Source organism: Prochlorococcus marinus str. MIT 9313, from assembly GCF_000011485.1.
In the GTDB taxonomy this organism is placed as follows: domain Bacteria; phylum Cyanobacteriota; class Cyanobacteriia; order PCC-6307; family Cyanobiaceae; genus Prochlorococcus; species Prochlorococcus marinus_D.
In genome coordinates this window covers 2,293,220-2,319,414 of the sequence record NC_005071.1, presented here as the reverse complement: position 1 = coordinate 2,319,414, position 26,195 = coordinate 2,293,220, and the positions used below count along the sequence as shown (strand labels likewise).

The following is a 26,195-nucleotide window of genomic DNA, read 5'->3' as shown; positions in this document are numbered from 1 at the left end:
ATGGTTCGAATGCCGTCCACTTTCATCGTGACTGAGCTGAGCGCCGCAGACCCAGCCTTTGTTCAGGCGGCTGATGCCCTTGCTAAGACCTATGACCCAGCTGGTACGGAGAGTCGCTGGCAGTGCGCATGGGAGGAGAGTGGTGTTTTTCACCCTGACCCACAGGCTGCAGGCGAGCCTTTTTCGGTGGTGATCCCCCCCCCAAACGTGACCGGCAGTTTGCATATGGGGCATGCCTTCAATACGGCTCTGATCGACACAATCGTGCGTTTTCAGCGCTTGCAAGGAAAAAATGTGCTCTGTCTGCCTGGGACCGATCACGCATCGATTGCTGTGCAGACCATTCTTGAAAAGCAGCTAAAAGCTGAAGCGATCAGTCGTTATGACTTAGGCCGGGAGGCCTTTCTTGAACGTGCCTGGGCCTGGAAGGAGGAAAGCGGTGGGCGGATTGTTGATCAGCTTCGCCGCTTGGGTTACTCGGTTGACTGGCAGCGTCAGCGCTTCACTTTGGATGAAGGTCTCAGTGCGGCTGTTCGTGAAGCTTTTGTTCGCTTACATGAGCAGGGCTTGATCTATCGAGGTGAGTACCTCGTGAATTGGTGCCCGGCTTCCGGATCGGCAGTGAGCGATTTGGAGGTTGAGATGAAGGAAGTCGATGGTCATTTGTGGCACTTGCGCTATCCCCTAACGGGTGGCCCAGCCGCTGATGGCACTACGCATCTTGAAGTGGCCACAACTCGCCCTGAAACCATGCTTGGCGATGTGGCTGTTGCGGTGAATCCGGCCGACGAGCGTTATCGCCATTTGGTGGGTCAAACCCTCATATTGCCCCTGCTGGGGCGAGAGATTCCCGTGATTGCTGATGATCATGTGGATCAGGATTTTGGGACTGGTTGCGTCAAGGTGACACCCGCCCATGACCCCAACGATTTTGCGATTGGACGGCGGCACGACTTGCCTCAGATCACGGTGATGAACAAAAACGGAAGCATGAATGGTCATGCCGGTCGTTTTGAGGGGCTGGATCGCTTTGAGGCCCGCAAGGCAGTGGTGGCGGCCTTGCAGGAGGAGGGCCTATTGGTGAAAGTGGAGCCCCATCGCCATAGCGTTCCTTATTCCGACCGGGGCAAGGTGCCGGTGGAGCCTTTGCTTTCCACTCAGTGGTTTGTGCGTATGGAACCTCTAGCGGCCCGTTGCCATGAGTGTCTGGATCATGGAGCACCCCGCTTCGTACCCAATCGTTGGCAAAAGGTCTATCGCGATTGGCTCACTGAGATTCGTGATTGGTGCATCAGCCGGCAGCTGTGGTGGGGCCATCGCATTCCTGCCTGGTTTGTTGTCAGTGAGACTGACGATCAGTTGACCGATGCCACTCCTTATCTGGTGGCTCGCTCGGAGGAGGAGGCATGGCAGCAAGCTCGTGATCAGTTTGGAGAGGCTGTGGTCATCCAGCAGGATGAAGATGTTCTTGATACCTGGTTTTCCAGTGGTCTTTGGCCCTTCTCCACCATGGGCTGGCCTGATCAAGAGAGTGCAGACCTTGAATGTTGGTATCCCACCAGCACTTTGGTCACAGGCTTCGACATCATCTTTTTCTGGGTGGCGAGGATGACGATGATGGCTGGTGCTTTTACCGGTCGCATGCCGTTCGCAGACGTCTATATCCATGGCTTGGTGCGGGATGAGCAGAATCGCAAGATGAGCAAAAGCGCCGGCAATGGTATTGATCCGTTGTTGCTAATCGAGCGTTATGGCACCGATGCTTTGCGCTTTGCTCTGGTGCGTGAAGTTGCCGGAGCTGGTCAAGACATCCGCTTGGATTACGACCGTAAGAGCGACACCTCCGCGACAGTGGAGGCGGCCCGGAACTTCGCTAATAAGCTCTGGAATGCCACTCGTTTTGCCCTGATGAATCTGGGTGGAGAGACGCCGGCGTCGCTTGGTGAGCCTGATCCCGCGAGCTTGCAACTTGCGGATCGTTGGATTCTTTCTCGCCTAGCTCGCATGAATCGCGATGTTGTTGAGCGCTACGACAGTTATCGCCTTGGTGAGGCGGCTAAATGCCTTTATGAGTTCGCTTGGAACGATATTTGCGACTGGTATTTAGAGCTGAGTAAACGACGGCTACATCCGGGTGAAGATGCCAGTGGTGAAGTTCTGGCGGATCAGTGCACAGCTCGTCAGGTGTTGGCCAAGGTGCTTGCTGATCTATTGGTGATGCTTCACCCATTAATGCCTCATTTGAGCGAGGAACTTTGGCATGGGTTAACTGGTGCGCCCAAAGATACTTTTCTGGCTTTGCAAAGCTGGCCAGCAAGCAATAAATCATTTCTTGATGACGCTCTTGAGCTGTCGTTTACTGAGCTGATTGAGGCCATCCGGGTGGTGCGTAACTTGCGTGCAGTTGCTGGTCTGAAGCCAGCTCAAACGGTGCCGGTTCAATTCATTACAGGCCGCCCTGAGCTGGCGGCTTTGTTAGAGCAGGCGACTGCGGATATCACAGCTCTCACGCGTGCTGAGAGCGTGGTGGTGGCGACCAGTGCTGATCTGACGCAGCGCTGCTTAGCCGGTGTTAGTGGGGAGTTGCAAGTGCTGCTGCCCATCGATGGATTGGTGGATCTGGATGCTCTTAGGGGTCGCTTGGAGAAGGATTTAGCTAAGGCAGAGAAAGAGATTGCTGGTCTGGCGGGTCGCTTGGCCAATCCGAATTTCGCAATCAAAGCTCCGCCGAACGTCGTTGAGGAATGCCAATCCAACCTTGCTGAGGCTGAGGCTCAGGCTGAGCTTGCGCGTCAGCGGTTGTCCGATTTGGGCTGAGGTGGTGATTGAGGTAGAGCAGCTCAGTAAGACCTATCAAGTCGCGGATAAAAGTCCTGGTTTTGTTGGCACGCTCAACCATTTTTTTCGCCGCAAGACTCATGATGTTCAAGCGGTTCGTGATGTGAGCTTCAGCATCCAGCCAGGGGAAATGGTGGGCTTCCTTGGTGCCAACGGTGCGGGAAAAACCACCACCTTGAAAATGCTTTGCGGCTTAATTCATCCCAGCGCAGGAAGGGTGCATGTCGCTGGTTATGTGCCTCAGCGACGTCAGGCTGCTTTTCTCAAGCAGATCACTTTGGTGATGGGTCAGAAGCAGCAGCTGATCTGGGACTTGCCGCCACTCGATTCGCTCTCGGTCAATGCTGCGGTCTATGGCATTGGAGAGAAGGAGGCCCGATCCCGCATTAATGAGTTGGCGGAGATGTTGGAGATCGCAGAAGAGCTCACCCGCCCGGTGCGTAAGTTGTCCCTTGGACAGCGCATGAAGGCTGAGTTATTAGCGGCCCTATTGCATCGTCCCTCGGTGCTTTTTCTTGATGAACCGACCCTTGGCTTGGATGTGAATGCTCAGGCGAGGGTGCGTAGTTTCCTGGCCGAGTACAACCGTCAAACGGGCGCAACGGTGTTGCTGACAAGTCACTACATGGCCGACATCACTGCTTTGTGTTCGAGGGTGTTATTGATTCATCAAGGAGAGCTCATTCACGATGGTGGCCTTGATGCATTAGCCACGAGCCTGTCTCCCTTCCGTCAGGTTCGTCTTGAGCTCAATCGGTCAGCTTCCCCGGAAGACTTCGTCGGTTATGGCGAGTTGGAAGCACTGGATGATCGAGCCGTGCGTCTTCTGGTTTCACGCAGTGAGCTCACTGAGGTTGTGGCACGTCTGCTGGCCAATTTTGATGTTTTAGATCTTGAAGTTAATGATCCACCGATCGATGAATTGATTGGCAGCCTGTTCCGTAAGGGGAGGGTTGTATGAAGATTGCTGGCCTGTCTTGGCCGGTGGTGAGGGCCTTGTTGGCTTCTCAGCACGCCAACATGGTTCAGTATCGCGCTGAGATTGCTCTTTGGGCTCTCTCGGGTGTGCTGCCTTTCATCATGTTGAGCCTTTGGAGTCAAAGTGACGCTGGAGCGGCATTTGGCTTCAAGGGGGTGGGCTTGGCCCGTTATTACCTCAGCGTCTTCATGGTGCGTCAGTTTTCAGTGGTTTGGGTGGTTTTTGCCTTTGAGGAGGATGCCTTGCTCGGGCGTTTATCTCCCTTTTTGCTCCAGCCTCTGCATCCACTTTGGCGTTATGTGGCTGCTCATGTGGCTGAACGAGTCACTCGTTTTCCTTTTTCTATTGGCATTGCAGCCATTTTTTTCTTGCTTTATCCAACGTCTTTTTGGTTACCGTCGCTTGGCCAGTTCTTGTTGACTTGTCTGGCCATCTTGCTGGCTTTTAGTATCAATTTTTTGCTACAGAGTTTGATTGCCGCACTCTGTTTTTGGAGTGAGAAGGCTAGTGCTTTAGAGCGCTTGCTGTTGATTCCATATCTCTATTGCTCTGGTTGGTTGGTCCCTATTGCTGCCTTCCCAGATGTGGCGCGAACGGTTTGTTTCTGGACACCGTTTCCCTATCTGATTGATTTTCCGGCACGGGTTCTGGCGGGTTTGCCTGTTGATTTTGTTGCTGGCTTTGCGGCTCAGTTGTTTTGGTTGATGCTGTTGCTGCCGTTGGTGGTAATTGTTTGGCGCGCTGGGGTGCGTCGCTATACAGCGATGGGTGCTTGAGATGGGGCGCTACTTGCTCAGCTTGAAGCGTTTTTGGGGCACGGCATTGGCTGGGCAGTTGGAGTATCAGGCCAACATGCTGATCGATTTGCTGGCCATGGTCGGCAGTTTGGCTGGCAGCATCTTTGTGCTGTCTGTGTTCTTTGGACAGGGGCGAGATCTGGGTGGTTGGAGTTGGGAAGCTGCCCTTGTGGTTCAGGGCATTTACACCTTTTTGGATGGTGTTTCCAGCACCTGGCTACGACCAAACCTCGGTGCGATTGTCACCCACGTGCGTGAGGGCACTTTGGATTTTGTGCTGTTGAAGCCGATCGACAGCCAGTTTTGGGTCTCGCTACGCATCATGGCGCCGGCGGGCCTTCCGGAAATGGGGTTGGGGTTGGTTTTGATCGTCTGGGCTGCATCCCGGGCAGGCGCATCTTTCAGCCTTGGCACAGTATTGGTCGCTGTTTTGATGCTTTGTGTAGGCGGTGTGATTCTCTATGCCCTGTGGTTTGTGATTGCTGCCACGAGCATCTGGTTCGTGAAGACCTGGAATGCCACTGAAGTGCTACGGGCCGTGCTGGCTTCCGGTCGGTTCCCAGTGAGTGCTTATCCACCGACTCTGCGCTTGGTGTTCACGTTGGTGTTACCGGTTGCTTTTTTGACCACGGTTCCAGCAGAGGTCATTCTTGGTCGTGCGGCCATGCCGATGTTGGCTTTGGGAATGTTTTTGGCTGTGATTTTTTTTGTTGGAAGCCGGGCTTTTTGGTTGTTCGCTTTGCGCTATTACACATCAGCTTCGAGTTGATGTGTCTTGCTGGTGGGCATTGGTTTGAGGCTTGGATTTAGGTGTCGCTTCCGACCCCATGGTGTACTCGGAAAAGATTGGTTGGGTCGTAACGTCGCTTGATACCCAGAAGGCGCTCGTAGTTCGGGCCCCAGAACTCCTGCTTCCAGTTTGGTTCGAAGAAATTCCCTTCATTCACATAGGAGCTGCCGCCAGGGGTGGCGGCGCGAATGAAGGCCATGGCACGATCCACATCCTGTTGTTGCTTGAGGCTTTCTCTTGGGTTTGGCTGATGGCCGCTGATGCCCGGGTAGCGGTATTGCGTCCAATTTGCGAGTGTGACGTAGCCGGCATCATTGAGTACAGCCGGGTTCATTGACGTTTGTCGCTGACGGGATTCAGCTTCCGGAGAGATTCCAGCGAGGCCTTTGCTGGTCTGGAACAGTAAGAAACTGGTGCGGCTTGCGCTTACGAATGCTTTCGCTAATCGGTGTAGTGATTCGCCTTCTAGAGCACTCATGGGTACACCTCGGCCCTGGTAGCCACCCCAGTAAGCACCTACTTCATTTTGGTTTCCTTTCCACCAGAATTGTCCTGATGGTGCCCCATCTCGGCGATCCCAATGCACAGCATCTGCTTGAGGTCGCCATTTGTTCTCAAACGGCACGGCATGGAAATGGACTTGAACGTCGAAGGCATGTGGCTTGCTTTTCAATTGCTTTAGTAAGGGTGTCCAGATGGCTTCAGCTTCGTTGGCCTCGAGGTCGATAAATGACGTCATCATCTGTAGACGTCTTTGGCCTGGCTCAATCACGACACCTTCTCCCCAGTTGGGATTGATCAGGGACTTTTGAACCAGTTCTAGGTAATTCGTCAGTAACTCTTCAAGGGCGCCATCGTCGCTTGCTTCTATCCAGCCGGAGATCCAGCCATCGAGTCGAGGTATCGGATGGGCGAGCAAAGTTTGGCTGACTACGACTCCGTAGGTGCCACCACCTCCACCTTTTAGGGCCCAGCAGAGGTCTGGTTCTTGGAAGGCGTTGACGGTACGCAACTGACCATCGGCGGTCACGACCTCCATTTGCAGCACACCGGCAGCTCCACTGCCGAAGCGTTTGGAGTAGCTACCAAAGCCACCTCCTTGGCTAAAGCCTCCACATGCTCCTACGGTTGTGCACCCTCCGCCCTGCACATAGAGCCCGGCGGCAGTTGCTGCTTGATAGGCGTGGAGCCAGGCATTGCCAGCGCTGACGGTGAGGGCAGTGACTGGTGGCTGAGAAGCAGGAGCACCTTCTGGGGTGAAGCTTTGATGTGTTGTGATTGCGTTGAGGTCATGGGTCCAGATCAGCAGGGAGTTTGGCGGTCCGCTCGAGCGTCCGAAGTAATCGCCACCCATGCCTTTGATCACTAAGCGCAAGTTGTGGAGTCGGGCCACATCTACAGCAGTGGCAACGTCTGCTTTGCTGCCAACACGCACAGCGTTATGACTGGCTTGGGCGGTCCAGGCGCCCACCATGCCGGTTGATTGAGTGCCACCAGCTTGGCTGCTCAGTGCCCAGGGATTTTTGAGTTCCACGGGGACTGGGGTTTTCGCTAGTAGGTTTGCCCAGGGAAGTTTGGGCCTGATCAGTCGAGTGCCGAGGCGTCGTTGTAACTCCTTGATGGCTGCTGTTGTGTTTTTAGCTTTGGCTTGTCGCCAAAGTGCTGGTAGGCCTAGGGCGGAGAGAGTGGCCAACGAGGCTTGCTGCAGAAGTTTGCGCCGACGCATCGCCAACTCAGCATGAATCTTGAGTATGAGAGGTATTGGTGTTGCATGCAGATTGCTTGTGTTGATTGATCCAGGGACTTGGTTGGAGTCTTGGCTGCCTTTCTTGCAGACACCTATTGGTGCAGTTCTATTTGTGCCTCTCTATGCAGTTTGGGTCACCTTGTTGCTGCCAGGGGTCTGGGCCTCGATGCTTGCAGGTGCGCTCTTCGGGACTGGGTTAGGAAGTTTGCTGGTGTTTGTCGGAGCCTGCCTGGGTGCAGAGGTATCCTTTCTGCTTGGACGTTACTGGCTAAGGAATTGGGCTCGACGTCGCTTGGCAGTTGTGCCAAAACTGCAGGCTGTTGAGAAGGCCGTGAGTCGTGAGGGGCTCAAGTTGGTGCTCTTAACGCGCCTGTCTCCGGCGTTCCCTTTTAGTGTGCTCAACCTTGCATATGGCCTCAGTGAGGTGAGCCTGCGGGACTATTCGATCGGTTTGATCGGCATTCTTCCCGGCACTGTTTTGTTTTGTGGTTTTGGTGCACTGGCTGGAGATGTGGCGCGATTTGGCGATGTCCTCTCTGGCCAGGCTGACCCGGCCACCTGGACTCTCAGGATTGTTGGGGTGTTGGCCACGGTTGTGGTGGTATGGCTGGTAGGCCTTGCAGCCAAGCGAGCTCTTCAGGATTCAGAGCCATCCAGTTGATCTGGGTTGTCTAGCTGCCAGTCTTTGAGGGCGGCAAAGAACACGAACCAGCTCAGCCGGAGGCGTGCAAGCACCCCAGTGCGTTGAGCCAGATCTGCATATTTGGCACGTCCGCAGGCTGTTTTGATCCAGGTGTTGATGTTGGCTTGGCTCATGCTCTTATGCAGTGATTCAAAGCCTAGGGATGGAGAACTTCAGCTGGCCAAAAGTTTGAGCAGCTCCTCCTGGTTAAGGACCGTGACTTCAAGTTTTTCGGCCTTGTTCAGTTTGCTGCCCGCTGCAACTCCAGCCACCACATAACTGGTGTTTTTGCTGACAGAGTTATTGACTTTGCCACCGGAGGCTTCGATCAGGGCTTGGGCTTCGCTGCGGCTCAGGGTTGGCAGAGTGCCTGTTAATACAAAGGTTTGGCCCTCCAAGCTGACCGTTCTTTGGTTTTGATCTGTGTCGTGAGCGAGCTCGTCTTCATTGGCTTCCAGGGAGATACCTAGCTGTTTCAACTTGGCCAGAAGCTGTTGATTGGCGGGGGTGGCAAACCATTGTTGGAGTGACTGCGCAATTTCGTTGCCGACTCCGAACACTGACGTGATTTGTTCGGGTGCCTTGCAGGCGGCGGTGGCCAGTGTGGCGGCGCTGGGGAACTTTTTAGCTAGGGCTTTAGCATTGACTTCGCCGACATGGTGGATTCCTAGGCCGTAGAGCTGCTTATGCCAGGGTTTGCTTTTGGAGGCTTGCAGGGCGGTTATCAGGTTTGCTGTTGATTTACTGCCCATACGATCCATGCTTGCCAGAAGGCTTGCCTCGAGGGCATAGAGGTCAGCAATCGATTGCACTAGACCGCGGTTTACCAGCTGTTCGATCAGCTTGCTGCCGAGGCCATCTACATCCAGAGCTCCTTTACTGACCCAGTGACGTAATGTTCCGCGCAGGATCGCTGGGCAGCTGCTGTTGACACAGCGTGTTGCTGCTTCGTCTTCTTCCCGCACTAGGTCTGATCGGCATTCCGGACAGATATGAGGCAGCTTGAGTGTCTGTGCTCCTGCAGGTCGTAGTTCTCTCAACACACCTATCACTTCCGGGATGATTTCGCCGGCCTTGCGCACCACGATGGTGTCGCCGCTATGGAGATCGAGCTCGCTGACCCGATTGGCGTTGTGCAGTGTGGCGCGGCTCACACTTGTACCTGCTAGTGGTATCGCTTCGAATTCAGCCACAGGTGTTACGGCGCCTGTGCGTCCCACCTGGCAGGTGAGTCTTAGCAATTTGCTTGGGGCTTCTTCAGCGGCGTATTTGAGTGCAATCGCCCAACGTGGGGCCTTTTGAGTAAAGCCTGCAGTTTCTTGTAGTTGTAAGTCGTTGAGCTTTACGACTACTCCGTCGGTGGCGTATGGAAGTTGATGGCGATCCTCATCCCAGAGCTTGAAGAAGTTTTCTACCGCAGTTAAATCCGCAAGCAACGCGGTGTTTGGATTCACTTTGAAGCCGATGGCCTGGAGCCATTGCAATGCTGCCCATTGGTTCATGGGTCTGGCTGGATCATGAGCTTTCGCTTGCCAGTTGTCTGGTAGATGCAGGGTGTAGGCAAAGAAGTCCAGCTGACGTGAGGCCACCACCTTGGGATCTAGTTGACGCAACGTGCCGGCACAGGCATTGCGGGGGTTGGCAAAGGCTACGTCGCCCCGTTTTCCTCGGGCAGTGTTGATGTCTGCAAAGGTGCTATTCGGGATAAACGCTTCTCCTCGCACTTCCAGCCAGGCTGGAGGATGCACGAGTTGTAATCGCAGCGGAATGGAGGCAATGGTGCGGACGTTGGCTGTGATCTCCTCTCCATTAGCGCCATCACCGCGGGTGGCTGCGCGTATGAGTACGCCGTGTTCGTAGCTGAGGGCTAGCGCGTTGCCATCGATCTTCAGTTCGCCCACCATCGATAGATCAGGTTGAGGCGTTTTAGGGTTGGTTTGATGACCAAGCAGCTTGGCGAGTCGGACGTACCAGCCCGTTAGTTCGTCAACATTGAAAGCATTGTCGAGGCTGAGTAATGGGATGCGATGCTGAACACTTGCAAAGCCTTGAGCAGGGGCTCCACCAATCCTTTGGGTGGGGCTGTCTGGGGTGAGTAGCGATGAATCTTTAGCTTCTAGGTTCAGTAGCTCGCGATAGAGGCGGTCGTAGACGGCATCCTCCATCGTTGGTGTATCAAGTACGTAGTAAGAGTGGGCGGCCTGATTGAGTAGTTGGCGTAGTTCGGCTGCCCGCTTTGGGGGTGTTATCGACGTCGGGGTCACCGCAGCTGTCTTAAGAACGATTGGTCATCAATTGAGGGGCACAATGCGATCGACTCGCCATGAATCGTCAATCTTGCTGAATGTGAAATCCATTTTTAATTCATCTTTGCCATCAGATTTGAGTTTGATGGTGAGGATGACCTGACCTTCTTGGAGCCTAGGTCGACCGGATTTGAGGTTGCGATATCGGTTGAGTTTCAGACTGGCCAGGAAGCGGATGAATTGTTGTCTGTTGACGTGCTGCCGATAGGTCTTGGTGGTGAGTAGGTAGGCAGCATCAATCCGACCTGCAGCGACCTGAGTGAAGAACTGCTTGACCAAGGGGTTGATGCCCCTTGCACTGAAGACCAGCCTGACGGCCGTGATGGTCCAGTAGAGCAGTAGGGCTCCAGCGCCAGCTAGTAGGGCTTTGGTCCCAATGTCCCGTGCCAGGGCTAGATCCATCATCTTGATGCAATTGACAAGAGAGTCTGACTGACCGACTTCAGAAATATGGCTCTTCAGCGATTGTGTGAAGTGGGCAGACTGTCAAAGCTTGATTTAAGGGCCTACCCCACGCGCATTAATGCCTCTGGTGCCTCTGCTGCCGCTGTTTCATCGCTTCAATAGGGAATATTTCAATGGCGCCCTAGCGATTGGATCTCAGCCTCTTCTGTCTGTGCGGTGGAGTGATGGTCGATTGCGCAAGACAGCAGGTTTTTATCGTCGTGGCTTAAGGGTTGACGGCCGCAACAGCTGCGAGATTGTTCTTTCTCGTCCGTTGCTGGAGCTTCTGCCTCAGACCGCTACTGAAAGCACTCTTTGCCACGAAATGATCCATGCCTGGATTGATCTTGTACTGCAGGTTAAGGAGAGTCATGGCCCCAACTTTCATGCCCGGATGGCCGCCATTAACGCTGCCCAGAACCAGTTTCAGGTGAGTGTGCGCCATCAGTTTCCCGTGCCTCAAACGCCGCCGCGGTGGTGGGCGGTTTGCCCTCGCTGTGGTCTTCGTTCTCCTTATCAGCGACGTGTTCATCGCGCTGCTTGTCGGCAATGTTGCGACCGTCACTATGGGGGTAGCTGGCATGCCAGCTGTGTGTTCGTCTATGAACCTGCGTTACCGGAGGCCTGAGTGGACATGTTTTTCTGGGTGCTTCAGGTCAGTGGGGTCTCGATTGCCCTAATCGGTTGGCAACGGGAGCAGTGGTTGCACCGGCGGCGCCGGTAACGTCGATGCATGGATACACGTCGTCAACGTCGCCAAAGGTCCAGGGATCCCTTGGATCGTCGTTTGGATCAGTGGCTTGAGACAGGTCGTCAGTTGGTTGATGGTGTGGCCGGCACCCGCCCTGGACAGCGTGGATCTGGTCGTACAGACCGTCGTTCCGCTGCGAGCTTGGGAACGGTTGGTCGCTGGGTGGGTGACAAGCTTGAATGGTTGTTGGAAGAGGACGAGGACGATGGTTGGCTGGAGCCTTGGCAGTCTGAGCCTCAGTCCACTGAAATGCGAGTGAAGCGACCACTGGAAGCGATCTCTCGCCGTGTTCCCCCTTTGATTCAACCTGCGTCTTCTCGCAGTGAGGTTGTGCCTCATGAGGATGATTGGCCCGATGAGTCCACCTTCCAGGTTGATCGTTGGCAGCGTCGCCCATCAGAGCGGCTTAATCCTGAGGCCGCTTCAAACCGAAGCGCATCAGAATCATTGAAGCGACCGCTGGAGCGGAGACCTTTGCCGCGTTCCAGTCGTCGGCGAGATTGAGCCTGCGCGATTCAATCAGGCTGCAGCGCTCAAAGATGCTTGATGTGGTTTGTGCGCTACGCGAAAATGGCAGCCTCGCAGTGCGAGTTGATCATTGACGTCACCTACCAGTTCTTCAGGTAGATCTTCAGCCATTTGCTCTGCTGTTGCATTGATGGAGGGCGATCCCTCTTCAAGGGCCTCAAGTAGTTCGGCCCATTGCTCCACCTGAAGTGTTCGGTTGATGGGTTGGTAGCCGCTTTTCTCAAGCAAGCCTTTGCAGATTTTGGCGTTCCAGAGAGCTGTGCGTGGAGGGGTTTGTGGACCGTGCTTATGGGCTGCACCAGTCTCAAGGGCTCCTGGAGTTGGTCGTCCATGTCGATCGCGCAAGCCTTGCAGTTGTAGTGCTCGGCCGCAATTGATTGCTGAGATGCCGTAGATGCGTCCCAGATCAGTGAGGCTCAGCCAGCTTGGGGAGGGTGCCATGGAGAGGGGAACCGCTTGAATAATCTTCCCGAAAGCACAAGAGTTGGCAAGTTGTCAAGTTAAAAATCGACAAATCGAGAGCTCTGGTCATGAACAGAGTTGAAGCTCTTGTCGTGGAGTGGGTCCGAGCCATTTCTCGAGCTCAGGGCTGAAAACTTCTCGGATCACTGTTAGTTCACGCTCTTGGCGAAAGAAGCGATAATGACGGCTCCAAAATGGCCCTGTTTGGCCGAATGCGGATTCGAGCCAATCGGCAGCGACAAGGCCCAGTCCGTCGACTTCACGAAACAGTTCGGAACGGCCTTTTGTGAGACTGTCCCAGATGGGTTGATTGCGATTGTGGAGATGCTTTTCGGCTTCATCGAAATTCCACCAGCTTTCTGCCCAGGCCAGGGTATGGGAGTCGCAGATCAACCACACCTGGCGCCTTAGTAAAGGTGGTTTGAGTTCGCGAACTTCCTGCGGGGCTGTTGCATCAGGATTGGGTTCCGGTTGCATGGCAATGAGGTTGACTTGCACTTCATGGCCTGTGAGCAGTCTCAGGTGGCGGGTTGGGCTGCCATCCCCAAGCAGCATCAATCGCCAGGGTCCGGGAAGTTGCCAGGGGCCTTCACCAGAGAGCACTGCCTTGCTAGGGGCGTCCCAGACCCGTGCTGGTGAGATCAGTCCTGAGGGTGTCTGGTTCAGAAGGCGCCTCCAATGTTGAGCTGACGTTGCTGACCTTGATTTTTGATGACGGCACCATTGGCGTTGACAGAGTCCAAGCGCCAGTTACTGCTACCGATGTTTTCTCCGGGTTTTGCGGAGGCGGAGGTTTGCTTCAGCTGAAAGATTGCTGAGCTGCTGCCTTTAGGGCCATGTACGACACCTACAAGTACGGGGACTTCGCTTGCATTGTCCTGCAAGTGACTTGAGTGGCTGGAGAACGTTTCTTCGCGGATGGGAACGATGACAGGCTCCAAGCTTTGGACCCAATCAGGATCAAGCGGGGTTTGGGGAAGGACTGCCAGCTCAGAGTTTGTGTTTTGGGCGCTAATGCTTGAGCTGATGCTGGGTTCTTCGCTGGTCGTTCGAGATGCGGCGGGTAACTTTCTGAGCCGCTCCATGACTAGCAAATTTCGTTCTCGGTCAAGCTGGGCTTGGGAGGCTTGCCAATTGTGAGCTAGCCAGACACTGCTGATTAGCCCCGCAGTGGCAAGACCAGTAAGAGACAGAGTAAGAGTTTGCCACTGAGGTGGCTTCGCCTTGAGTGATTCGTGGACATGCACCCTGGCAGAGGTCAGATGATTGTCTTGCTCGTGGAAGACGCGGTCCATCACCTTTTCAGCTCGTAGGTTCCAGTAGGCCCGCGAGGTGGTGAGCTGAGAGGGCACCGTTCGTTTCCAATGACATCCAACGTTATCGATCGTGACCAGAGGCGGCGAGGGTTCGACGCTTCTGCAGTTCCAGCCAGACCAACAGGGCGGTGAGATCTGCCTTGCTAACACCGGGGATCTGGCTGGCCTGAGCGAAATTGAGTGGCCCTACAGCGGTTAGTTTTTCGCGGGCTTCCTTAGAGAGGGTGCTGATGTTGGCGTAGTCGAGATTTGCAGGTAGGCGTCTTTGGCTCTGCCGCTTCAATTGATCAATTTGTTGTTGCTGCCGTTGTAGGTAACCGCTGTACTTGATATCAATTTCTGCTCCTTCTCTTACGCCTAGGGCAAGCTCTGGATCGACTAGGCCATGCTCGATCAGATCAGCACTACGCACGCCAGGACGTCGGAGCAGATCGGCCAGAGTTATGGATCCTTTGATTGTTGCGCCTGTTTTGGCCTCGAGGGCCGGTGCGGCTGGATCGCTAGCTTTGAGTCGCTGCTTTTCGAGTCGTTGTTTTTCATCCTCTAGAGCGGTTTGTTTGCGTTGAAACAGCTGCCAACGGCGTGCATCAATCAGGCCTAGCTGATAGCCCAGAGGCGTGAGGCGTCGGTCTGCGTTGTCGCCCCGCAAAATCAGGCGGTATTCGCTTCGACTGGTGAGCACCCGGTACGGCTCGTGTAGATCCTTGCTGACAAGATCGTCAATCATTGTGCCGATATAGCTGCCCTCGCGCGGAAATTGCACTTGCTCTTGGCCTTGGACGAGACGGGCTGCATTGAGACCGGCAACCAGCCCTTGGGCGGCGGCTTCTTCATAGCCGGTTGTGCCATTCAGTTGCCCAGCAGTGAAAAGCCCTTTGACGCGTTTGGTTTGCAATGAAGGACTGAGCTGTGTGGCGGGAAGGTAGTCGTAATCGACTGCATAGGCAGGCCGCAGCATGACGCATTGTTCAAGCCCTGGCAGGGTGCGTAGCAAGTCGAGTTGCAACCGCTCAGGTAGTCCGGTGGAGAATCCCTGCACATAAATTTCTGGCGTGTCGCGACCTTCCGGTTCGAGAAAAATCTGGTGAGAGTCTTTGTCAGCAAAACGGACGATCTTGTCTTCGATTGATGGGCAGTAACGCGGCCCTTTGCTGTCGAGAAAGCCTCCATAGATAGGCGTTAGTTCGAGGTTCTCTTTGATCAGTTGATGGGTTGATGCGGTGGTGCGGGTGATGTGGCAGCTCATCTGTTCACCGCTAACCCAGGCGGTTGGGTCGAAGGAGAAGAAGCGATCAGCGGCATCGCTGGGTTGCTCTTCCAGTTGATCGAGAGCAATGCTGCGTCGATCGACTCTGGCCGGAGTGCCTGTCTTGAGGCGATTGGTTTGGAAGCCAAGTGACTCGAGGGCTTCGGTGAGCCCTTCTGCGGCTTGCTCGCCGGCACGACCTGCCGGCATGGATTGATTGCCAACCCAGATCTGACCACCAAGGAACGTGCCGGTGGTTAGCACGACGGCTTGGGCCCGATAAATACTGCCGAAATAGGTCCGTACGCCTGTGATTTGTGCTGCATGTCCTTGAGCTGGCTCCCAGTGCTCCCCGCCACCCGATGGATCACCTTTGACTTCGAGGCCAGTCACCATCGCTTCTCTTAGAGAGAGGTTGGCTGTTTGTTGAAGCAACTGCAGCATTTGGCGTGAATAGAGGCGTTTGTCGGTCTGGGCGCGTAAGGCCCAGACCGCAGGGCCGCGGCTTGCATTCAGCACACGTTTTTGCAGCGCCGTCGCATCGGCCAGGCGTCCGATGACCCCCCCAAGGGCATCGACTTCATGCACGAGTTGACTCTTGGCTGGCCCTCCCACTGCGGGATTACACGGTTGCCAGGCAATCCGATCGAGGTTGAGGGTGAATAAAGCTGTACTTAGGCCTAAGCGCGCTGCCGTAATCGCGGCTTCACAACCGGCGTGCCCACCGCCGACGATGATGACGTCGAAGTGTTCGGTTGGGGGAGCACTGAAGGGCATGGGGCCCGTGACGTTCTAGAGAACAGTAGAAATCATCAATGTATTGCTGCTTTAGGCCGCCAGGTTGCGGAACCGTGTGAATTGAGGCTCGAACAGTAGTTTTACTGTGCCGACAGGGCCGTTGCGGTGCTTGGTCACGATGACTTCGGTGATGCCGCGGTCGGGGGTTTCTGGGTTGTAGTACTCGTCGCGGTAGATCATCAGCACCAGGTCAGCGTCCTGTTCGATTGAGCCTGACTCGCGCAGGTCGCTGAGCATTGGGCGTTTGTTGGTGCGGGATTCCACCCCACGGCTGAGCTGTGATAAGGCAATCACAGGTACGTTCAGTTCCCTGGCCATGCCCTTAAGGCCGCGGGTAATCCGGGAGAGTTCCTGAACACGGTTATCAGGCGTGGAGCCCTCCATCAGTTGTAGGTAGTCGATCACGATGAGTCCGAGTTCTTTGCCTTGTTCGGCCATGAGCCGCCTGGAGAGAGAACGCATCTCCAGGACGCCTGAATTGGGTTTGTCATCGATGTAGATCGGTAGCTGGCCAAGGGTGTTGATGCCCTGGCCCAGAAGAGGCCACTCTTCCTGCCGTAAACGGCCTGTTCTCAGTCGACTGCTCTCAATGCCAACCTCCATTGAAAGGAGGCGATAGGTGAGTTGTTCCTTGCTCATCTCCAGGCTGAACAAGCACACAGGCAGGTTGTGGAGTTGAGCAACGTTTTTGGTCAGATTGAGCACCATGGAGGTTTTGCCCATGGCTGGGCGGCCAGCCACGATGATCAGGTCACTGCGCTGCAGACCCTGGGTCATGGCATCGAGGTCGTAGAAGTTCACAGGGATGCCTGCGACGGACGTACCTAGTGAGCGGCTTTCGATCTCGTTGAAGGTGCTGGTAAGGATTTCTGCTGTGGGGGTGAGACCTTTGGATGGCTTTTCCTGGCTGATCGCAAAAATTGTTTGTTCTGCTTTGTCGAGAACCTGTTCCATCGGTAGGCCCTGGTCAAAGCCGAGTTGAATCACTTCGTTGCCTGAGCGAATCAACTGTCGCCGTAGGAATTTGTCCATCACCAAACGGGCCACTTGCTCGATTGATGCAGTGGAGGCAACGCGCTCTACAAGTTCGATCAGACGGTTGCTGCCACCTACCTTCTCCAGGGACCCTGTGTCGGCCAACCAGGCGCTCATTGCTGTGAGGTCGGTGGGTTTGCCCTGGCTGTGAAGCATCAGGGCTGTGCGGAAGATCTCTCGATGGGCGTTGAGATAAAAAGCCTCAGGTTGGAGCACATCGACCACTCTGCCGATGGCATCAGGATCAAGAAGGATGCCTCCTAGAACAGCTTCCTCTGCCTCCAGATTTTGAGGAGGCACGGAGTCTGGCAGGGCTTCAAAGCTCGGTTCTCGAGATGTAGAAGAGGCTTTCCTGAAGGGACGGGACCCCTCTGCGGCGGTATCGCCGTTGTTTGGCAGGGGGGCGCTCACCATGGATGAGGAGCTGACGTTATAAGGAGACCTACTTTGGCTTGTTTTGTAAGCCTTGCCAGCAATCAGTAGCTGACGACTTCGAGGTTGATTTCGGCGTTGACTTCATTGTGCAGTTTCACTTGCACCTTGTAGCTACCGGTTCGGTGAATTTCCGGAACGATGATATTGCGTCGGTCGATCTCCTTCTTTGTGGCTGTTTCGATTGCTTCAGCGACATCACCATTGGTGACTGTGCCGAACAAGACGTCGTCTTCGCCGGTTTGCTTTTTAACGGTGAAACGCCCGATTGTGACCAGTGCGGTTTGGAAGTCCAGGGCTTCCTGCTTGATTGCCGCCTGATGCTCGGCCTGCTTGGCACGTCTGTGACCGACCTGTTTCATCACGGCTGGGGTCACAGGGACAGCCTTGCCGAAGGGAAGCAGGAAGTTGCGGGCATAACCAGGAGCAACCTCAACTAGGTCGCCGTCCTTGCCGAGGCTGAGGACGTCTTCGTTCAGGACGACTTGTACGCGCTTGGCCATGGCGATAAGAAGACGGACGACGACTGTTTAGCGATCGACAACCTTACGATGTGATCGGTAGCCGGATCTTGCGAGCCAAGCCTAGGGCTCGCATGAGGCGGATGTGCTGCCAGGTGAGGTCGATCTGACCGCGCTGGAGTCCATGAATGGCGGAGTGCGGGAAGGCGTGGTGGTTGTTGTGCCAACCTTCGCCAAAAGTAAGAGCTGCTACCCAAGGGTTGTTGCGGGAGTTGTCACCGCTGTCGAAGGCCACAGTCCCCCAGCAGTGACTGGCGGAATTGACCAGCCAGGTGATGTGATACACGATCGTTAGGCGCAAGGGGATACCCCACAGCACGAGGGCCAAACCACCGGCTCCACTGACGCTGCCGATCCAGAAGAGCAAACCGGCTAGCGGGAGCTGCAACAGTAGAAAGTACTTGTTAAGCCAGCGGTAATAGGGATCCGCTGCCAGGTCAACAGTGAGGCGTGGCACGACCCGCATGGCTGGAATGGGTTCAAACATCCAGCCCATGTGGCTCCACCAGAAGCCCTTATGACTGTTGTGGTGGTCGGGGTCAGTATCGGAAAACTTGTGATGGTGGCGATGGAGTCCTACCCAGTCGATTGGACCGTGTTGGCAGCTCAAGGTTCCGCAGGTGGCAAAGAAGCGCTCCAGCCAGTGGGGTACTCGGAAAGACCGGTGTGAGAGCAGACGGTGGTAGCCGATCGTCACGCCGAGGCAGGCCGTGACCCAGTAGAGGACGAGAAGGGTTGTGATCGCTTGCCAGCTCCAGAAACGGGGCAACAGGGCCAGGATGGATAGGGCATGAATGGCGATCATGAATCCGATCGTTCCCCAGCGTCTTGATTCTTTAGGTGGGCAAATGGCCTGGCTTGTGTAGGAGCGCTGAAGATTTGTAGAAAGGCTTGAGGCCTTATGCGAAGCTGCAGGCCTGCTTATCGTTGAAGGCGTAGGTATCACTCTGGAGGCCATGAGCGATCTATCGAATGTGCATAAACTATACACGATACGGATCCTTATCCAGTGACTAAGCCTGATGTTGAATCTGATTCGGCGACCAGGGGCTATCGCGAGCGCTTGGATGATGGGCGGCGGGCCATGGCTCATCTCATTCATGTCTGGCATGAGCGCAATGGTTGGTCACATAAGGTCTTGCCGGCTCTGGCTGAATGCCTTGATCTCGGCCGGGTGCACAATTCGCAGATCTCTAATCTGCGCAACGGCAAACTCGCTTCACCAGGCCCCGAAGTGTTTCTGGCATTGGGTCAAGCCAACGCCATCCTTCATGCCGGTCTAGAGCCGATTCGTGATCGCTTGGTTGAGGGTCATCCCGACTTACTCAAGGTGCTTTCGGAAAGTTCTCTTCCTCTGGAAGGAGCAGATGGTGAGCCACTCGGCGCTGGCGCTCTGTTTGAGATTTTTGTGGGTCTTGCTGCCTTACCTGCTGGCTTTGATTGGCGAATTGAAGAAGATGAGGCCGCAGCTCTTAGTGCTGCTTTGGCTGATTGTCTATGCAATGGAAAATCGTGGCGTCAATGCCGGGACAAGGTGATGGAGGCTTATCCAGTCACTAAGGCGCAGCGCAGAGAACGTTTTGCGGAGGTGATGGCTGGTTTGAGGGATTACAACTCTGAGGAGCTCGATGGCGAATTGCTTGATCTGCACGCAACTCAGGTGGCCTTGGGTGGAGTGAACAGACAGGGAGCAGAGGGGTTTTTGGATGATCTCAGGGCCCGCTCAGAGTTGTTGGTTGATCAGGAAGCCCCGGAAACATAGCGGGCTTGCTGGACTCGACGAGCCAGGCCAAGACGACGCAACGCCTTCACGTGTTGCCAGGTGATGTCGAATTCAAACCATCGCAGGCCATGACGGGCGCTGGAGGGATAAGCATGGTGATTGTTGTGCCAACCCTCGCCGAAGGACAGCACCGCCACCCACCAGCAGTTGCGAGAGAGGTCTGGGCTGTCGAAGTTGCGGTAGCCAAATGCATGGGTCGCCGAGTTCACAAACCAGGTCACGTGGTACACAACCACCAGTCGCAGGGGGATGGCCCAGAGCACCAGGCCAAGTCCTCCACCGTGCACCTGGGCGACTTCTCCGTACCAGTAGAGCCCAAGACCGAGAGGGATCTGTAGCAGCAGGAACCAGCGATCAAGCCATCGGAAGAAAGGGTCGGCTAGCAGATCTCCTGCAAAGCGGTCCATGTGATCCAGCGCTGGAATCTCATGCAGCATCCATTCACTGTGGGCCCACCAGAGGCCACGGCCGGCGTCGTGGTGGTCATTGGTTTGGTCGGAGTAGCGGTGATGGTGGCGATGCAGAGCCACCCATTCGATGGGGCCACTCTGGCAGGCAAGCGTGGCCATGATCACCAGAATCCTCTCCAGCCAAACGGGTACGACAAAGCTGCGATGAGCGACCAGTCGATGTAATCCCAAGGTCACCCCGAGCACCGTGGTCCAATAAAGAACGGCAAAAGCGACCAACCCTTGCCAGCTCCAAAAGCGTGGTAGCAGTGCGAAGGTTGCTGCTACATGCATGGCCAGCATGAAACTGGTGGTGCCCCATTTGAATCGACGTTGTTTTGCTGGTAGTGGCTCACGATGAGCCTTTACAGCAGCCCACAAACGTTGCTGACGGTTTGTGGCTGAAGAGACCGGAAGAGGGGAAACCAAGAGGTACTCCTTTGGATGGGTCGGCCGCTTGGCTTGTAAGGCGAGTGGAGCGGAAAGGGCCGAGACATGTTCAAATCTAAAGGAACTATGGAACCGTTTCCAGGGGCCATAGCTCAGCTGTGCATCTTCTTGATGCGTGCTGAGCTATGGCAGTTTTGCCAATGATTTGCGCTGACTTGGTTCGGTGAACTGTGATTTTGGCAATGTTGTGCTCTTGATCTTCACTTTCGATTTCGTTTGACGTTCAACGAGGATTCAGCATGGGGATGATTGATTCTGACCCCGGGTTGTTTTGAAGACATTCCCTGCAGCTGGCTTTGATGAACTGCTGGTGCAGGCGTGGGCCAGGCGGCACGTCGGTTTTGTCTCTAAGCGCCTTGAGGGGATCGCATGCGAGCGGACGGCTGCCGTGGCGGTTCGCCTTGCGAAGGTGTTGGAGGCTTTCAGCAGCGAACGAGTCGCCACGCAACACTTTGCTTCCATCACCGGTTATGGCCATGGAGATCAGGCTCGGGAGGTGGTTGATCGTGTATTTGCAAGGGTGCTTGGTGCTGAGAAAGCAGCTGTTCGACTCCAGTTTGTGAGTGGTACCCATGCAATTGCGACTGCGTTGTTTGGCGTTCTTCGGCCTGGTGACCGACTCGTGTCAGTGACCGGAGAGCCTTACGACACCCTTGAAGAAGTGATTGGTCTGCGTGGATCCGGCCAGGGGTCTTTAATCGAATTAGGGATCTCTTATGACCAGCTGCCCCTCACGGCCGAGGGATGTGTGGATGTTTCAGCCTTGGAACGCGCCTTGGAGGTGCCAACAAGGATGGTGTTGATACAGCGCAGCTGTGGCTACAGCTCGCGGTCATCTCTTTCGATCAAAGCCATTGGCGATTTGTGTCATCGCATCCATAACTCTCAGCCTGGATGTGTCTGTTTTGTCGACAATTGCTATGGCGAGCTTGTTGAGGATTTGGAGCCCCCAGCAGTTGGTGCTGATCTGATTGCGGGCTCTTTGATCAAAAATCTCGGTGGCACGATTGCTCCAACTGGTGGATATGTCGCCGGTCGGGCTGATTTGGTCGAGCAGGCTTGCTGTCGGCTCACTGCTCCAGGAATTGGTAGTCAGGGGGGCACTGGCTTTGATCTTTATCGGTTGGTGTTGCAGGGGCTGTTCTTGGCTCCACAAATGGTGGCAGAGGCATTGATCGGAGCTGATTTGGTCGCGGGTGTGTTCGACACTTTGGGCTTTGCAGTGAAGCCCTCGATGGGAGCCTTTCGTAGCGATTTAATTCAGGCGGTGCAGCTTGGAGACCCTGAGGTTTTGAAAGTTGTTTGCAGGGCCTTTCAGGCATGTTCACCTATTGGGGCCTATCTCGATCCTGTGCCGGCAGCGATGCCTGGGTATGCAAGCGATTTGGTGATGGCGGGCGGAACATTTATTGACGGCAGCACCAGTGAGTTTTCTGCAGATGCTCCCTTGCGCCCCCCTTACAACCTCTATGTGCAGGGAGGTACCCATCGCACTCATGTGGAATTGGCACTGATCCGAGCTTTGGTGGCTTTGGTTCGCGCCGGTTTGCTGGATGTACCCCAGACTGGGTGAGCTTTGCCTCGCCAGGCTCGATGGCTTTCCAATTCCCCGACCACTTTCGGTTTGCCGATACCCATGAATACGCCAGTTTGGATGGTGAATTGGTGCGGATAGGCATCAGTGCCTTTGCTGTTGATCAGTTGGGTGACATTGTGTTTGTGGATTTGCCGGAGGTGGGCGATCGGCTGAATCGGGGCACCACTTTCGGGTCCGTTGAGTCGGTGAAAGCTGTCGAGGATTTGCATGCTCCGATCAGCGGTGAGCTGGTGCGGATTAATGAGTCGGTGCTTTCCAGCCCGGATGAACTTCAAAATGATCCTCATGGTGAGGGGTGGTTGCTCGTCGTTCGCCCGGCGGACCCAGCTCAATTGCAGGATCTGATGGACGCAGCCACCTATGCCAACAAGGTGGCTATCGAATCAAGCAACTAAGCAGCTGATGAAGTGCGATGGTTCTGGGCCAAATTTTCTAAACTTCTGTCCATCTTGTTGATGAATGTCCCTTGACCCTGCTTGAACAGCGTGCAGTTGAGGCTTCAAGCATTCAGTCTTCACCTTTTTTGGTGAGGCACATTGGGCCCAGCTTGGAAGACCAGCAGCAAATGCTGCTGGAGCTTGGTCATCGTGATCTTCAGAGCTTTGTTGCTGCTGTAGTTCCTCCAGACATTCTCGAGACAACGGCACCCAGCAGTTCCCTTCCTGAGGGCTGTGGTGAAGTTCAGGCTATGGAGGAACTGCGTCTCATCGCGGCGGCGAATCGGGTGAGGCGTTCTTTAATTGGGCTTGGCTATTACGGCACAGCAACGCCTGCGTTGATTCAGCGACAGGTGCTTGAAAATCCTGCTTGGTATACCGCTTACACCCCTTATCAGGCTGAGATCTCTCAAGGACGGCTTGAGGCTCTGTTCAACTTTCAGACGCTGATCAGTGAGCTCACGGGGTTGCCGATCGCCAATGCTTCCTTGCTTGATGAGGGAACGGCAGCTGCTGAGGCGATGAGCCTCAGCTTTGCGATTTGCAAGCGCCCTGCGGCCCATCGTTTTCTCGTGGATGCGGAGGTTCTTCCCCAGACTCTTGCCGTGTTGAGAACTCGGGCTGAACCTCTGGGCATTGATCTCGAGGTGGCCGAGCCGATGACCTTTCAGTTTGATGCTGAGGTCTTTGGTGTTTTGCTTCAGTTGCCTGGACGTAGCGGCAGGCTCTGGGACCCCACGACCTCCATTCAGGCTGCTCATGAGGTAGGGGCCCTGGCAACTGTTGCCATTGATCCTCTTGCTCAGGTTTTGCTTGCTCCAGTGGCTGAATTTGGAGCTGATATTGCTGTTGGCAGTGTTCAACGGTTTGGGGTGCCAATGGGCTTTGGGGGACCTCACGCCGCCTTTTTTGCCACCCTTGAGATCTTCAAGCGCCAGGTCCCTGGACGTCTAGTCGGCCAGTCTGTGGATGCGGAGGGGCAACCGGCTTTGCGATTGGCGTTGCAGACCCGGGAGCAACACATCCGCCGAGACAAGGCCACCAGCAATATCTGCACGGCGCAGGTCTTATTGGCTGTGATGGCGTCGTTCTATGCAGTGCACCATGGACCCGATGGGCTCGCTGCAATCGCTAGACGAGTCCTGCGTTTACGGGCTCAACTGGAGAGGGGATTGCACCAGTTGGGCTATCCAGTCCAGTCGATAGCTCGCTTTGACACGATTGAGGTGATCTGTCGTGAAGCCCCTGCTGTTCATCAGGCAGCCGCTTTGGCGGGATTTAACCTACGGGTGTTGCCTTTGGGTGTTGCTCCAGAGGCAGCCCATGGATTTGGCATTAGTTTTGATGAGCTCAGCACCGATCAGGAGCTGAAGTCGATCCTCCAGATTTTGGCTGAGGCTGCAGGTCAGCCTGTGCCAGTTCTCGAAGACCCTGGAAACCCTCACCTTGAGGAGCTTGTTGGCTTGCCGTTGCGCCAGCGACCTTGGTTGCAGCAGCAGGTGTTCCATCGCTATCGCAGCGAAACCGAGCTGCTTCGTTACCTCCAGCGATTGGTGGGCCGCGATCTTTCATTGGTGCACGGGATGATCCCCCTGGGTAGTTGCACGATGAAGCTCAATGCTGCAGCTGAACTGATCCCCATTAGTTGGAGGGAGTTTGCGGCGCTGCATCCTTTTGCTCCTCAGGATCAGTGCCAGGGGTATCAGAGATTGGTTCAGGACCTGGAACATTGGTTTGCAGACATTACTGGCTTTGCCGGGGTGTCTTTGCAGCCGAATGCCGGCTCTCAGGGGGAATTAGCTGGCTTGTTAGTGATTCGCGCTTGGCATCATTCCCGCGGAGAGCAGCAGAGAGATGTTTGTCTGATTCCCACCAGTGCCCATGGCACCAATCCAGCCACATGCGTGATGGCGGGTTTGCGGGTGGTGCCTGTGGCTTGTGATGCAGACGGGAACGTGGATCTCAATGATTTGGCCAGCAAGGCAGAGGCCCATGCTCCTCAGCTGGCAGCCCTGATGGTCACCTATCCCTCAACCCATGGTGTCTTTGAACCGCAGATTCGTGAAATCTGTGAGCTCGTTCATGGTCACGGTGGTCAGGTGTATCTCGATGGCGCCAATCTCAATGCGCAGATCGGTTTTTGTCGTCCTGGGACTTATGGCGCTGATGTTTGTCATATCAATCTGCACAAAACATTTTGTATCCCCCATGGCGGTGGTGGACCAGGGGTTGGTCCGATCGCGGTGTCTGCTCATTTGATGCCCTTCCTTCCAGGTCATCCCCTCGCTGCCTGCGGCGGCGAGCAGGGAATCGGCGCAATTTCGGCTGCGCCATGGGGCAGTGCAGGCATCCTGCCGATCAGCTGGATGTACCTGCGCATGATGGGTGCGGAGGGATTACGGCAGGCCAGTGCTGTTGCACTGTTATCTGCTAATTACCTAGCCCATCGGTTGCATCCTCATTACCCGGTGCTGTTTCGGGGTCAAGCAGGGTTGGTTGCCCATGAATGCATCCTCGACCTGCGCCCCCTTAAGCGAAGTGCAGGCTTGGAGGTGGATGACATTGCAAAGCGGTTGATGGACTACGGCTTTCATGCCCCAACCGTGAGCTGGCCGGTGGCAGGGACTGTGATGGTGGAACCCACTGAGAGCGAGAGCTTGGAGGAGCTCAACCGCTTCTGCGACGCCATGATTGCCATACGGGAAGAAACGGCAGCGATTGAGTCAGGCCAGATCGATCCTCAGAACAACCCGCTGCGACGGGCGCCTCATACCTTGGCGGCCGTCACAGCAGAGGTTTGGGATCGTCCATACTCCCGCGCCGAAGCTGCTTTCCCATTGGCTGAGCAGCGCCAAAGCAAGTTTTGGCCTGCGGTTTCGCGAATTGATAATGCCTATGGCGATCGCAATTTGCTGTGTAGCTGCCCATCGGTTGAGGAGCTTGCTGATAACGCTGTTCTTAAACCTCCCCTGGTGTGAACAGATTAAAGGCAGTAACTTTTCACTGAAAACCGAATTTTTGGTTTTTAATTCAGCACATGTGGCAGTGTTTTGACCATACTGTCCCGCATCTGCACCATCGCTGGGGGGACAGCATGGATAGCGACACTTCATTGAACCAAGGAGATCAGTCCTCTAGGGGGGCTGGGGTAACTCTTCCTACCCTTCCAGATGGATTGGAATCAGCTCTGCTGCAGGGACATACCTTGGCGGTTGATGGAACCAATGTGGTGCGTGTCCCTTTTGGTGTCCGTCAGCCACGCCGTCAACGACCTGAGCGTCCAGAGCGATGGGCAACATTGGTGCTGCCATTTCAATCTCAAGGACACCCCACACCTCCTCCTCATGCTGCCTAATTGATCAGGCAGCATCAAGCAACTTTGATTGTTGAGAGAGACGCCAATCCAGCATCGACTTGACATCTGTCAAGGAACAGATTGGGGTGCGGAACGGCAACAAAAGCATTGGACTGCGTTCAGGCCTAACTAACCATGTTTGGTTGCTCTGTGGCAGGAGCAGAAAACCGCGGTATCGAACAGCAGCGTTTTGGCCAGGCTGAGATCCCATCGCGCCGAGGGCTGAATGCAATGACTTGTGCATTTCAAGCCACAATATCTAGCGTGCCAATCTTTTTTAGATTGTCTTTATGATTGGGATTGTGTCTGGCTTTTGTTGTTTCTAGACAGGGCAAGGCTTCTGGTAGATCAGGCTTTTGCTCTCATTCTTAAGTTAGCAAAACCAGATTTTTTGCGTTTAAAGCTGTAGAGAGTTTCTTTTGTAAGAATCCATATCTAGTGTTCACTAGATT

Annotated in this window: 25 protein-coding genes; 12 read left to right on the top strand and 13 right to left on the bottom strand. The window is 55.0% G+C overall.

What is annotated here, in order from left to right; all coding sequences use genetic code 11:
- The first annotated feature begins 9 nt into the window (after nt 1-9).
- Genes AKG35_RS11670 through AKG35_RS11655 form a run of 4 tightly spaced genes read left to right on the top strand, consistent with a single transcriptional unit; the run spans nt 10 to nt 5,383 of the window.
- Nucleotides 10-2,817, top strand: a complete 2,808-nt coding sequence (locus tag AKG35_RS11670) for a valine--tRNA ligase (RefSeq protein ID WP_419177146.1) — start codon at nt 10-12, stop codon at nt 2,815-2,817.
- 4 nt (nt 2,818-2,821) lie between these two features.
- Complete coding sequence (locus AKG35_RS11665; protein WP_011131554.1) at nt 2,822-3,799, top strand: ABC transporter ATP-binding protein; 978 nt, start codon at nt 2,822-2,824, stop codon at nt 3,797-3,799.
- Nucleotides 3,796-4,593, top strand: a complete 798-nt coding sequence (locus tag AKG35_RS11660) for an ABC transporter permease (protein ID WP_011131553.1) — start codon at nt 3,796-3,798, stop codon at nt 4,591-4,593. Before AKG35_RS11665 ends, AKG35_RS11660 begins: the two co-directional genes overlap by 4 nt.
- Nucleotide 4,594: 1 nt before the next feature.
- Nucleotides 4,595-5,383, top strand: coding sequence for an ABC transporter permease (locus AKG35_RS11655; RefSeq protein WP_011131552.1), 789 nt, complete (start codon nt 4,595-4,597; stop codon nt 5,381-5,383).
- 37 nt (nt 5,384-5,420) lie between these two features.
- Here the strand turns inward: AKG35_RS11655 and AKG35_RS11650 are convergent, their stop codons facing one another.
- Complete coding sequence (locus tag AKG35_RS11650) at nt 5,421-7,130, bottom strand: BBE domain-containing protein (protein ID WP_052646205.1); 1,710 nt, start codon at nt 7,128-7,130, stop codon at nt 5,421-5,423.
- Nucleotides 7,131-7,155: 25 nt separating this feature from the next.
- Here AKG35_RS11650 and AKG35_RS11645 point away from each other — a divergent pair, with 25 nt between their 5' ends.
- Entirely contained in the window at nt 7,156-7,812 is a 657-nt protein-coding gene (locus tag AKG35_RS11645; protein WP_011131550.1) for a TVP38/TMEM64 family protein, read from the top strand.
- On the opposite strand, the gene AKG35_RS11640 is transcribed toward AKG35_RS11645, so the two are convergent.
- The 3 genes from AKG35_RS11640 to AKG35_RS11630 are packed head-to-tail and all read right to left on the bottom strand — an operon-like array spanning nt 7,788 to nt 10,541.
- Nucleotides 7,788-7,967, bottom strand: a complete 180-nt coding sequence (locus tag AKG35_RS11640) for a hypothetical protein (RefSeq protein WP_011131549.1) — start codon at nt 7,965-7,967, stop codon at nt 7,788-7,790. The genes AKG35_RS11645 and AKG35_RS11640 overlap by 25 nt on opposite strands.
- A gap of 39 nt (nt 7,968-8,006) precedes the next feature.
- Nucleotides 8,007-10,097: an NAD-dependent DNA ligase LigA gene (gene ligA, locus AKG35_RS11635; RefSeq protein ID WP_011131548.1), complete on the bottom strand. Its 2,091-nt coding sequence runs from the start codon at nt 10,095-10,097 to the stop codon at nt 8,007-8,009.
- Nucleotides 10,098-10,124: 27 nt separating this feature from the next.
- Entirely contained in the window at nt 10,125-10,541 is a 417-nt protein-coding gene (locus AKG35_RS11630) for a hypothetical protein (protein WP_041384783.1), read from the bottom strand.
- 121 nt (nt 10,542-10,662) lie between these two features.
- On the opposite strand from AKG35_RS11630, the gene AKG35_RS11625 reads away from it, so the two are divergent.
- Together AKG35_RS11625 and AKG35_RS11620 are read left to right on the top strand one after the other, a co-directional pair.
- Nucleotides 10,663-11,211: a SprT family zinc-dependent metalloprotease gene (locus AKG35_RS11625; protein ID WP_011131546.1), complete on the top strand. Its 549-nt coding sequence runs from the start codon at nt 10,663-10,665 to the stop codon at nt 11,209-11,211.
- Nucleotides 11,212-11,316: 105 nt separating this feature from the next.
- Entirely contained in the window at nt 11,317-11,838 is a 522-nt protein-coding gene (locus tag AKG35_RS11620) for a hypothetical protein (protein ID WP_011131545.1), read from the top strand.
- Nucleotides 11,839-11,853: 15 nt separating this feature from the next.
- Here AKG35_RS11620 and AKG35_RS11615 read toward each other — a convergent pair whose 3' ends face one another.
- From AKG35_RS11615 to AKG35_RS11585, 7 genes are all read right to left on the bottom strand, one after another.
- Entirely contained in the window at nt 11,854-12,303 is a 450-nt protein-coding gene (locus tag AKG35_RS11615) for a hypothetical protein (protein ID WP_011131544.1), read from the bottom strand.
- An 87-nt stretch (nt 12,304-12,390) separates the two neighbouring features.
- Nucleotides 12,391-12,969, bottom strand: a complete 579-nt coding sequence (locus AKG35_RS11610; protein ID WP_169190004.1) for a chorismate lyase — start codon at nt 12,967-12,969, stop codon at nt 12,391-12,393.
- 17 nt (nt 12,970-12,986) lie between these two features.
- Nucleotides 12,987-13,676: a pilus assembly protein PilZ gene (locus AKG35_RS11605; protein ID WP_041384780.1), complete on the bottom strand. Its 690-nt coding sequence runs from the start codon at nt 13,674-13,676 to the stop codon at nt 12,987-12,989.
- A gap of 25 nt (nt 13,677-13,701) precedes the next feature.
- Entirely contained in the window at nt 13,702-15,663 is a 1,962-nt protein-coding gene (gene mnmG / locus AKG35_RS11600; protein ID WP_011131541.1) for a tRNA uridine-5-carboxymethylaminomethyl(34) synthesis enzyme MnmG, read from the bottom strand.
- A 51-nt stretch (nt 15,664-15,714) separates the two neighbouring features.
- Nucleotides 15,715-17,133 (bottom strand): replicative DNA helicase, encoded by a 1,419-nt coding sequence (dnaB, locus tag AKG35_RS11595; RefSeq protein WP_011131540.1) that lies wholly within the window; start codon nt 17,131-17,133, stop codon nt 15,715-15,717.
- Between the two features lie 62 nt (nt 17,134-17,195).
- Nucleotides 17,196-17,654, bottom strand: coding sequence for a 50S ribosomal protein L9 (rplI, locus tag AKG35_RS11590; RefSeq protein WP_011131539.1), 459 nt, complete (start codon nt 17,652-17,654; stop codon nt 17,196-17,198).
- 43 nt (nt 17,655-17,697) lie between these two features.
- On the bottom strand, nt 17,698-18,630 hold the full coding sequence (locus AKG35_RS11585; protein ID WP_041384778.1) for an acyl-CoA desaturase: 933 nt from the start codon (nt 18,628-18,630) through the stop codon (nt 17,698-17,700).
- A gap of 51 nt (nt 18,631-18,681) precedes the next feature.
- Here AKG35_RS11585 and AKG35_RS11580 point away from each other — a divergent pair, with 51 nt between their 5' ends.
- Nucleotides 18,682-19,434: a hypothetical protein gene (locus tag AKG35_RS11580; protein ID WP_011131537.1), complete on the top strand. Its 753-nt coding sequence runs from the start codon at nt 18,682-18,684 to the stop codon at nt 19,432-19,434.
- Here the strand turns inward: AKG35_RS11580 and AKG35_RS11575 are convergent.
- The gene (locus AKG35_RS11575; RefSeq protein ID WP_011131536.1) at nt 19,413-20,333 is read right to left on the bottom strand and encodes an acyl-CoA desaturase; all 921 of its coding nucleotides are present in this window, start codon (nt 20,331-20,333) and stop codon (nt 19,413-19,415) included. The genes AKG35_RS11580 and AKG35_RS11575 overlap by 22 nt on opposite strands.
- A gap of 292 nt (nt 20,334-20,625) precedes the next feature.
- On the opposite strand from AKG35_RS11575, the gene AKG35_RS11570 reads away from it, so the two are divergent.
- The 4 genes from AKG35_RS11570 (at nt 20,626) to AKG35_RS11555 (ending at nt 25,743) form a co-directional block, all read left to right on the top strand.
- Nucleotides 20,626-21,927, top strand: a complete 1,302-nt coding sequence (locus AKG35_RS11570) for an aminotransferase class I/II-fold pyridoxal phosphate-dependent enzyme (RefSeq protein WP_011131535.1) — start codon at nt 20,626-20,628, stop codon at nt 21,925-21,927.
- Between the two features lie 20 nt (nt 21,928-21,947).
- The gene (gene gcvH, locus AKG35_RS11565; protein WP_011131534.1) at nt 21,948-22,346 is read left to right on the top strand and encodes a glycine cleavage system protein GcvH; all 399 of its coding nucleotides are present in this window, start codon (nt 21,948-21,950) and stop codon (nt 22,344-22,346) included.
- A 71-nt stretch (nt 22,347-22,417) separates the two neighbouring features.
- Nucleotides 22,418-25,366, top strand: coding sequence for an aminomethyl-transferring glycine dehydrogenase (gcvP, locus tag AKG35_RS11560; RefSeq protein WP_041384776.1), 2,949 nt, complete (start codon nt 22,418-22,420; stop codon nt 25,364-25,366).
- Nucleotides 25,367-25,482: 116 nt separating this feature from the next.
- The gene (locus AKG35_RS11555; RefSeq protein ID WP_041385294.1) at nt 25,483-25,743 is read left to right on the top strand and encodes a hypothetical protein; all 261 of its coding nucleotides are present in this window, start codon (nt 25,483-25,485) and stop codon (nt 25,741-25,743) included.
- Nucleotides 25,744-25,747: 4 nt separating this feature from the next.
- Here the strand turns inward: AKG35_RS11555 and AKG35_RS11550 are convergent, their stop codons facing one another.
- On the bottom strand, nt 25,748-25,954 hold the full coding sequence (locus tag AKG35_RS11550) for a hypothetical protein (protein WP_041385292.1): 207 nt from the start codon (nt 25,952-25,954) through the stop codon (nt 25,748-25,750).
- Nucleotides 25,955-26,195 lie beyond the last annotated feature (241 nt).

Excerpts from the sequence above, each read along its gene's own strand:
- AKG35_RS11670 (WP_419177146.1), top strand. The coding sequence starts at position 10 with ATGCCGTCCACTTTCATCGTGACTGAGCTGAGCGCCGCAGACCCAGCC.
- AKG35_RS11660 (WP_011131553.1), top strand. The coding sequence starts at position 3,796 with ATGAAGATTGCTGGCCTGTCTTGGCCGGTGGTGAGGGCCTTGTTGGCT.
- AKG35_RS11655 (WP_011131552.1), top strand. The coding sequence starts at position 4,595 with ATGGGGCGCTACTTGCTCAGCTTGAAGCGTTTTTGGGGCACGGCATTG.
- AKG35_RS11650 (WP_052646205.1), bottom strand. The coding sequence starts at position 7,130 with ATGCGTCGGCGCAAACTTCTGCAGCAAGCCTCGTTGGCCACTCTCTCC.
- AKG35_RS11645 (WP_011131550.1), top strand. The coding sequence starts at position 7,156 with ATGAGAGGTATTGGTGTTGCATGCAGATTGCTTGTGTTGATTGATCCA.
- AKG35_RS11640 (WP_011131549.1), bottom strand. The coding sequence starts at position 7,967 with ATGAGCCAAGCCAACATCAACACCTGGATCAAAACAGCCTGCGGACGT.
- AKG35_RS11630 (WP_041384783.1), bottom strand. The coding sequence starts at position 10,541 with ATGGATCTAGCCCTGGCACGGGACATTGGGACCAAAGCCCTACTAGCT.
- AKG35_RS11625 (WP_011131546.1), top strand. The coding sequence starts at position 10,663 with ATGCCTCTGGTGCCTCTGCTGCCGCTGTTTCATCGCTTCAATAGGGAA.
- AKG35_RS11620 (WP_011131545.1), top strand. The coding sequence starts at position 11,317 with ATGGATACACGTCGTCAACGTCGCCAAAGGTCCAGGGATCCCTTGGAT.
- AKG35_RS11615 (WP_011131544.1), bottom strand. The coding sequence starts at position 12,303 with ATGGCACCCTCCCCAAGCTGGCTGAGCCTCACTGATCTGGGACGCATC.
- mnmG (WP_011131541.1), bottom strand. The coding sequence starts at position 15,663 with ATGCCCTTCAGTGCTCCCCCAACCGAACACTTCGACGTCATCATCGTC.
- dnaB (WP_011131540.1), bottom strand. The coding sequence starts at position 17,133 with ATGGTGAGCGCCCCCCTGCCAAACAACGGCGATACCGCCGCAGAGGGG.
- rplI (WP_011131539.1), bottom strand. The coding sequence starts at position 17,654 with ATGGCCAAGCGCGTACAAGTCGTCCTGAACGAAGACGTCCTCAGCCTC.
- AKG35_RS11585 (WP_041384778.1), bottom strand. The coding sequence starts at position 18,630 with ATGGCCTCCAGAGTGATACCTACGCCTTCAACGATAAGCAGGCCTGCA.
- gcvH (WP_011131534.1), top strand. The coding sequence starts at position 21,948 with ATGGCTTTCCAATTCCCCGACCACTTTCGGTTTGCCGATACCCATGAA.
- AKG35_RS11555 (WP_041385294.1), top strand. The coding sequence starts at position 25,483 with ATGGATAGCGACACTTCATTGAACCAAGGAGATCAGTCCTCTAGGGGG.
- AKG35_RS11550 (WP_041385292.1), bottom strand. The coding sequence starts at position 25,954 with ATGGGATCTCAGCCTGGCCAAAACGCTGCTGTTCGATACCGCGGTTTT.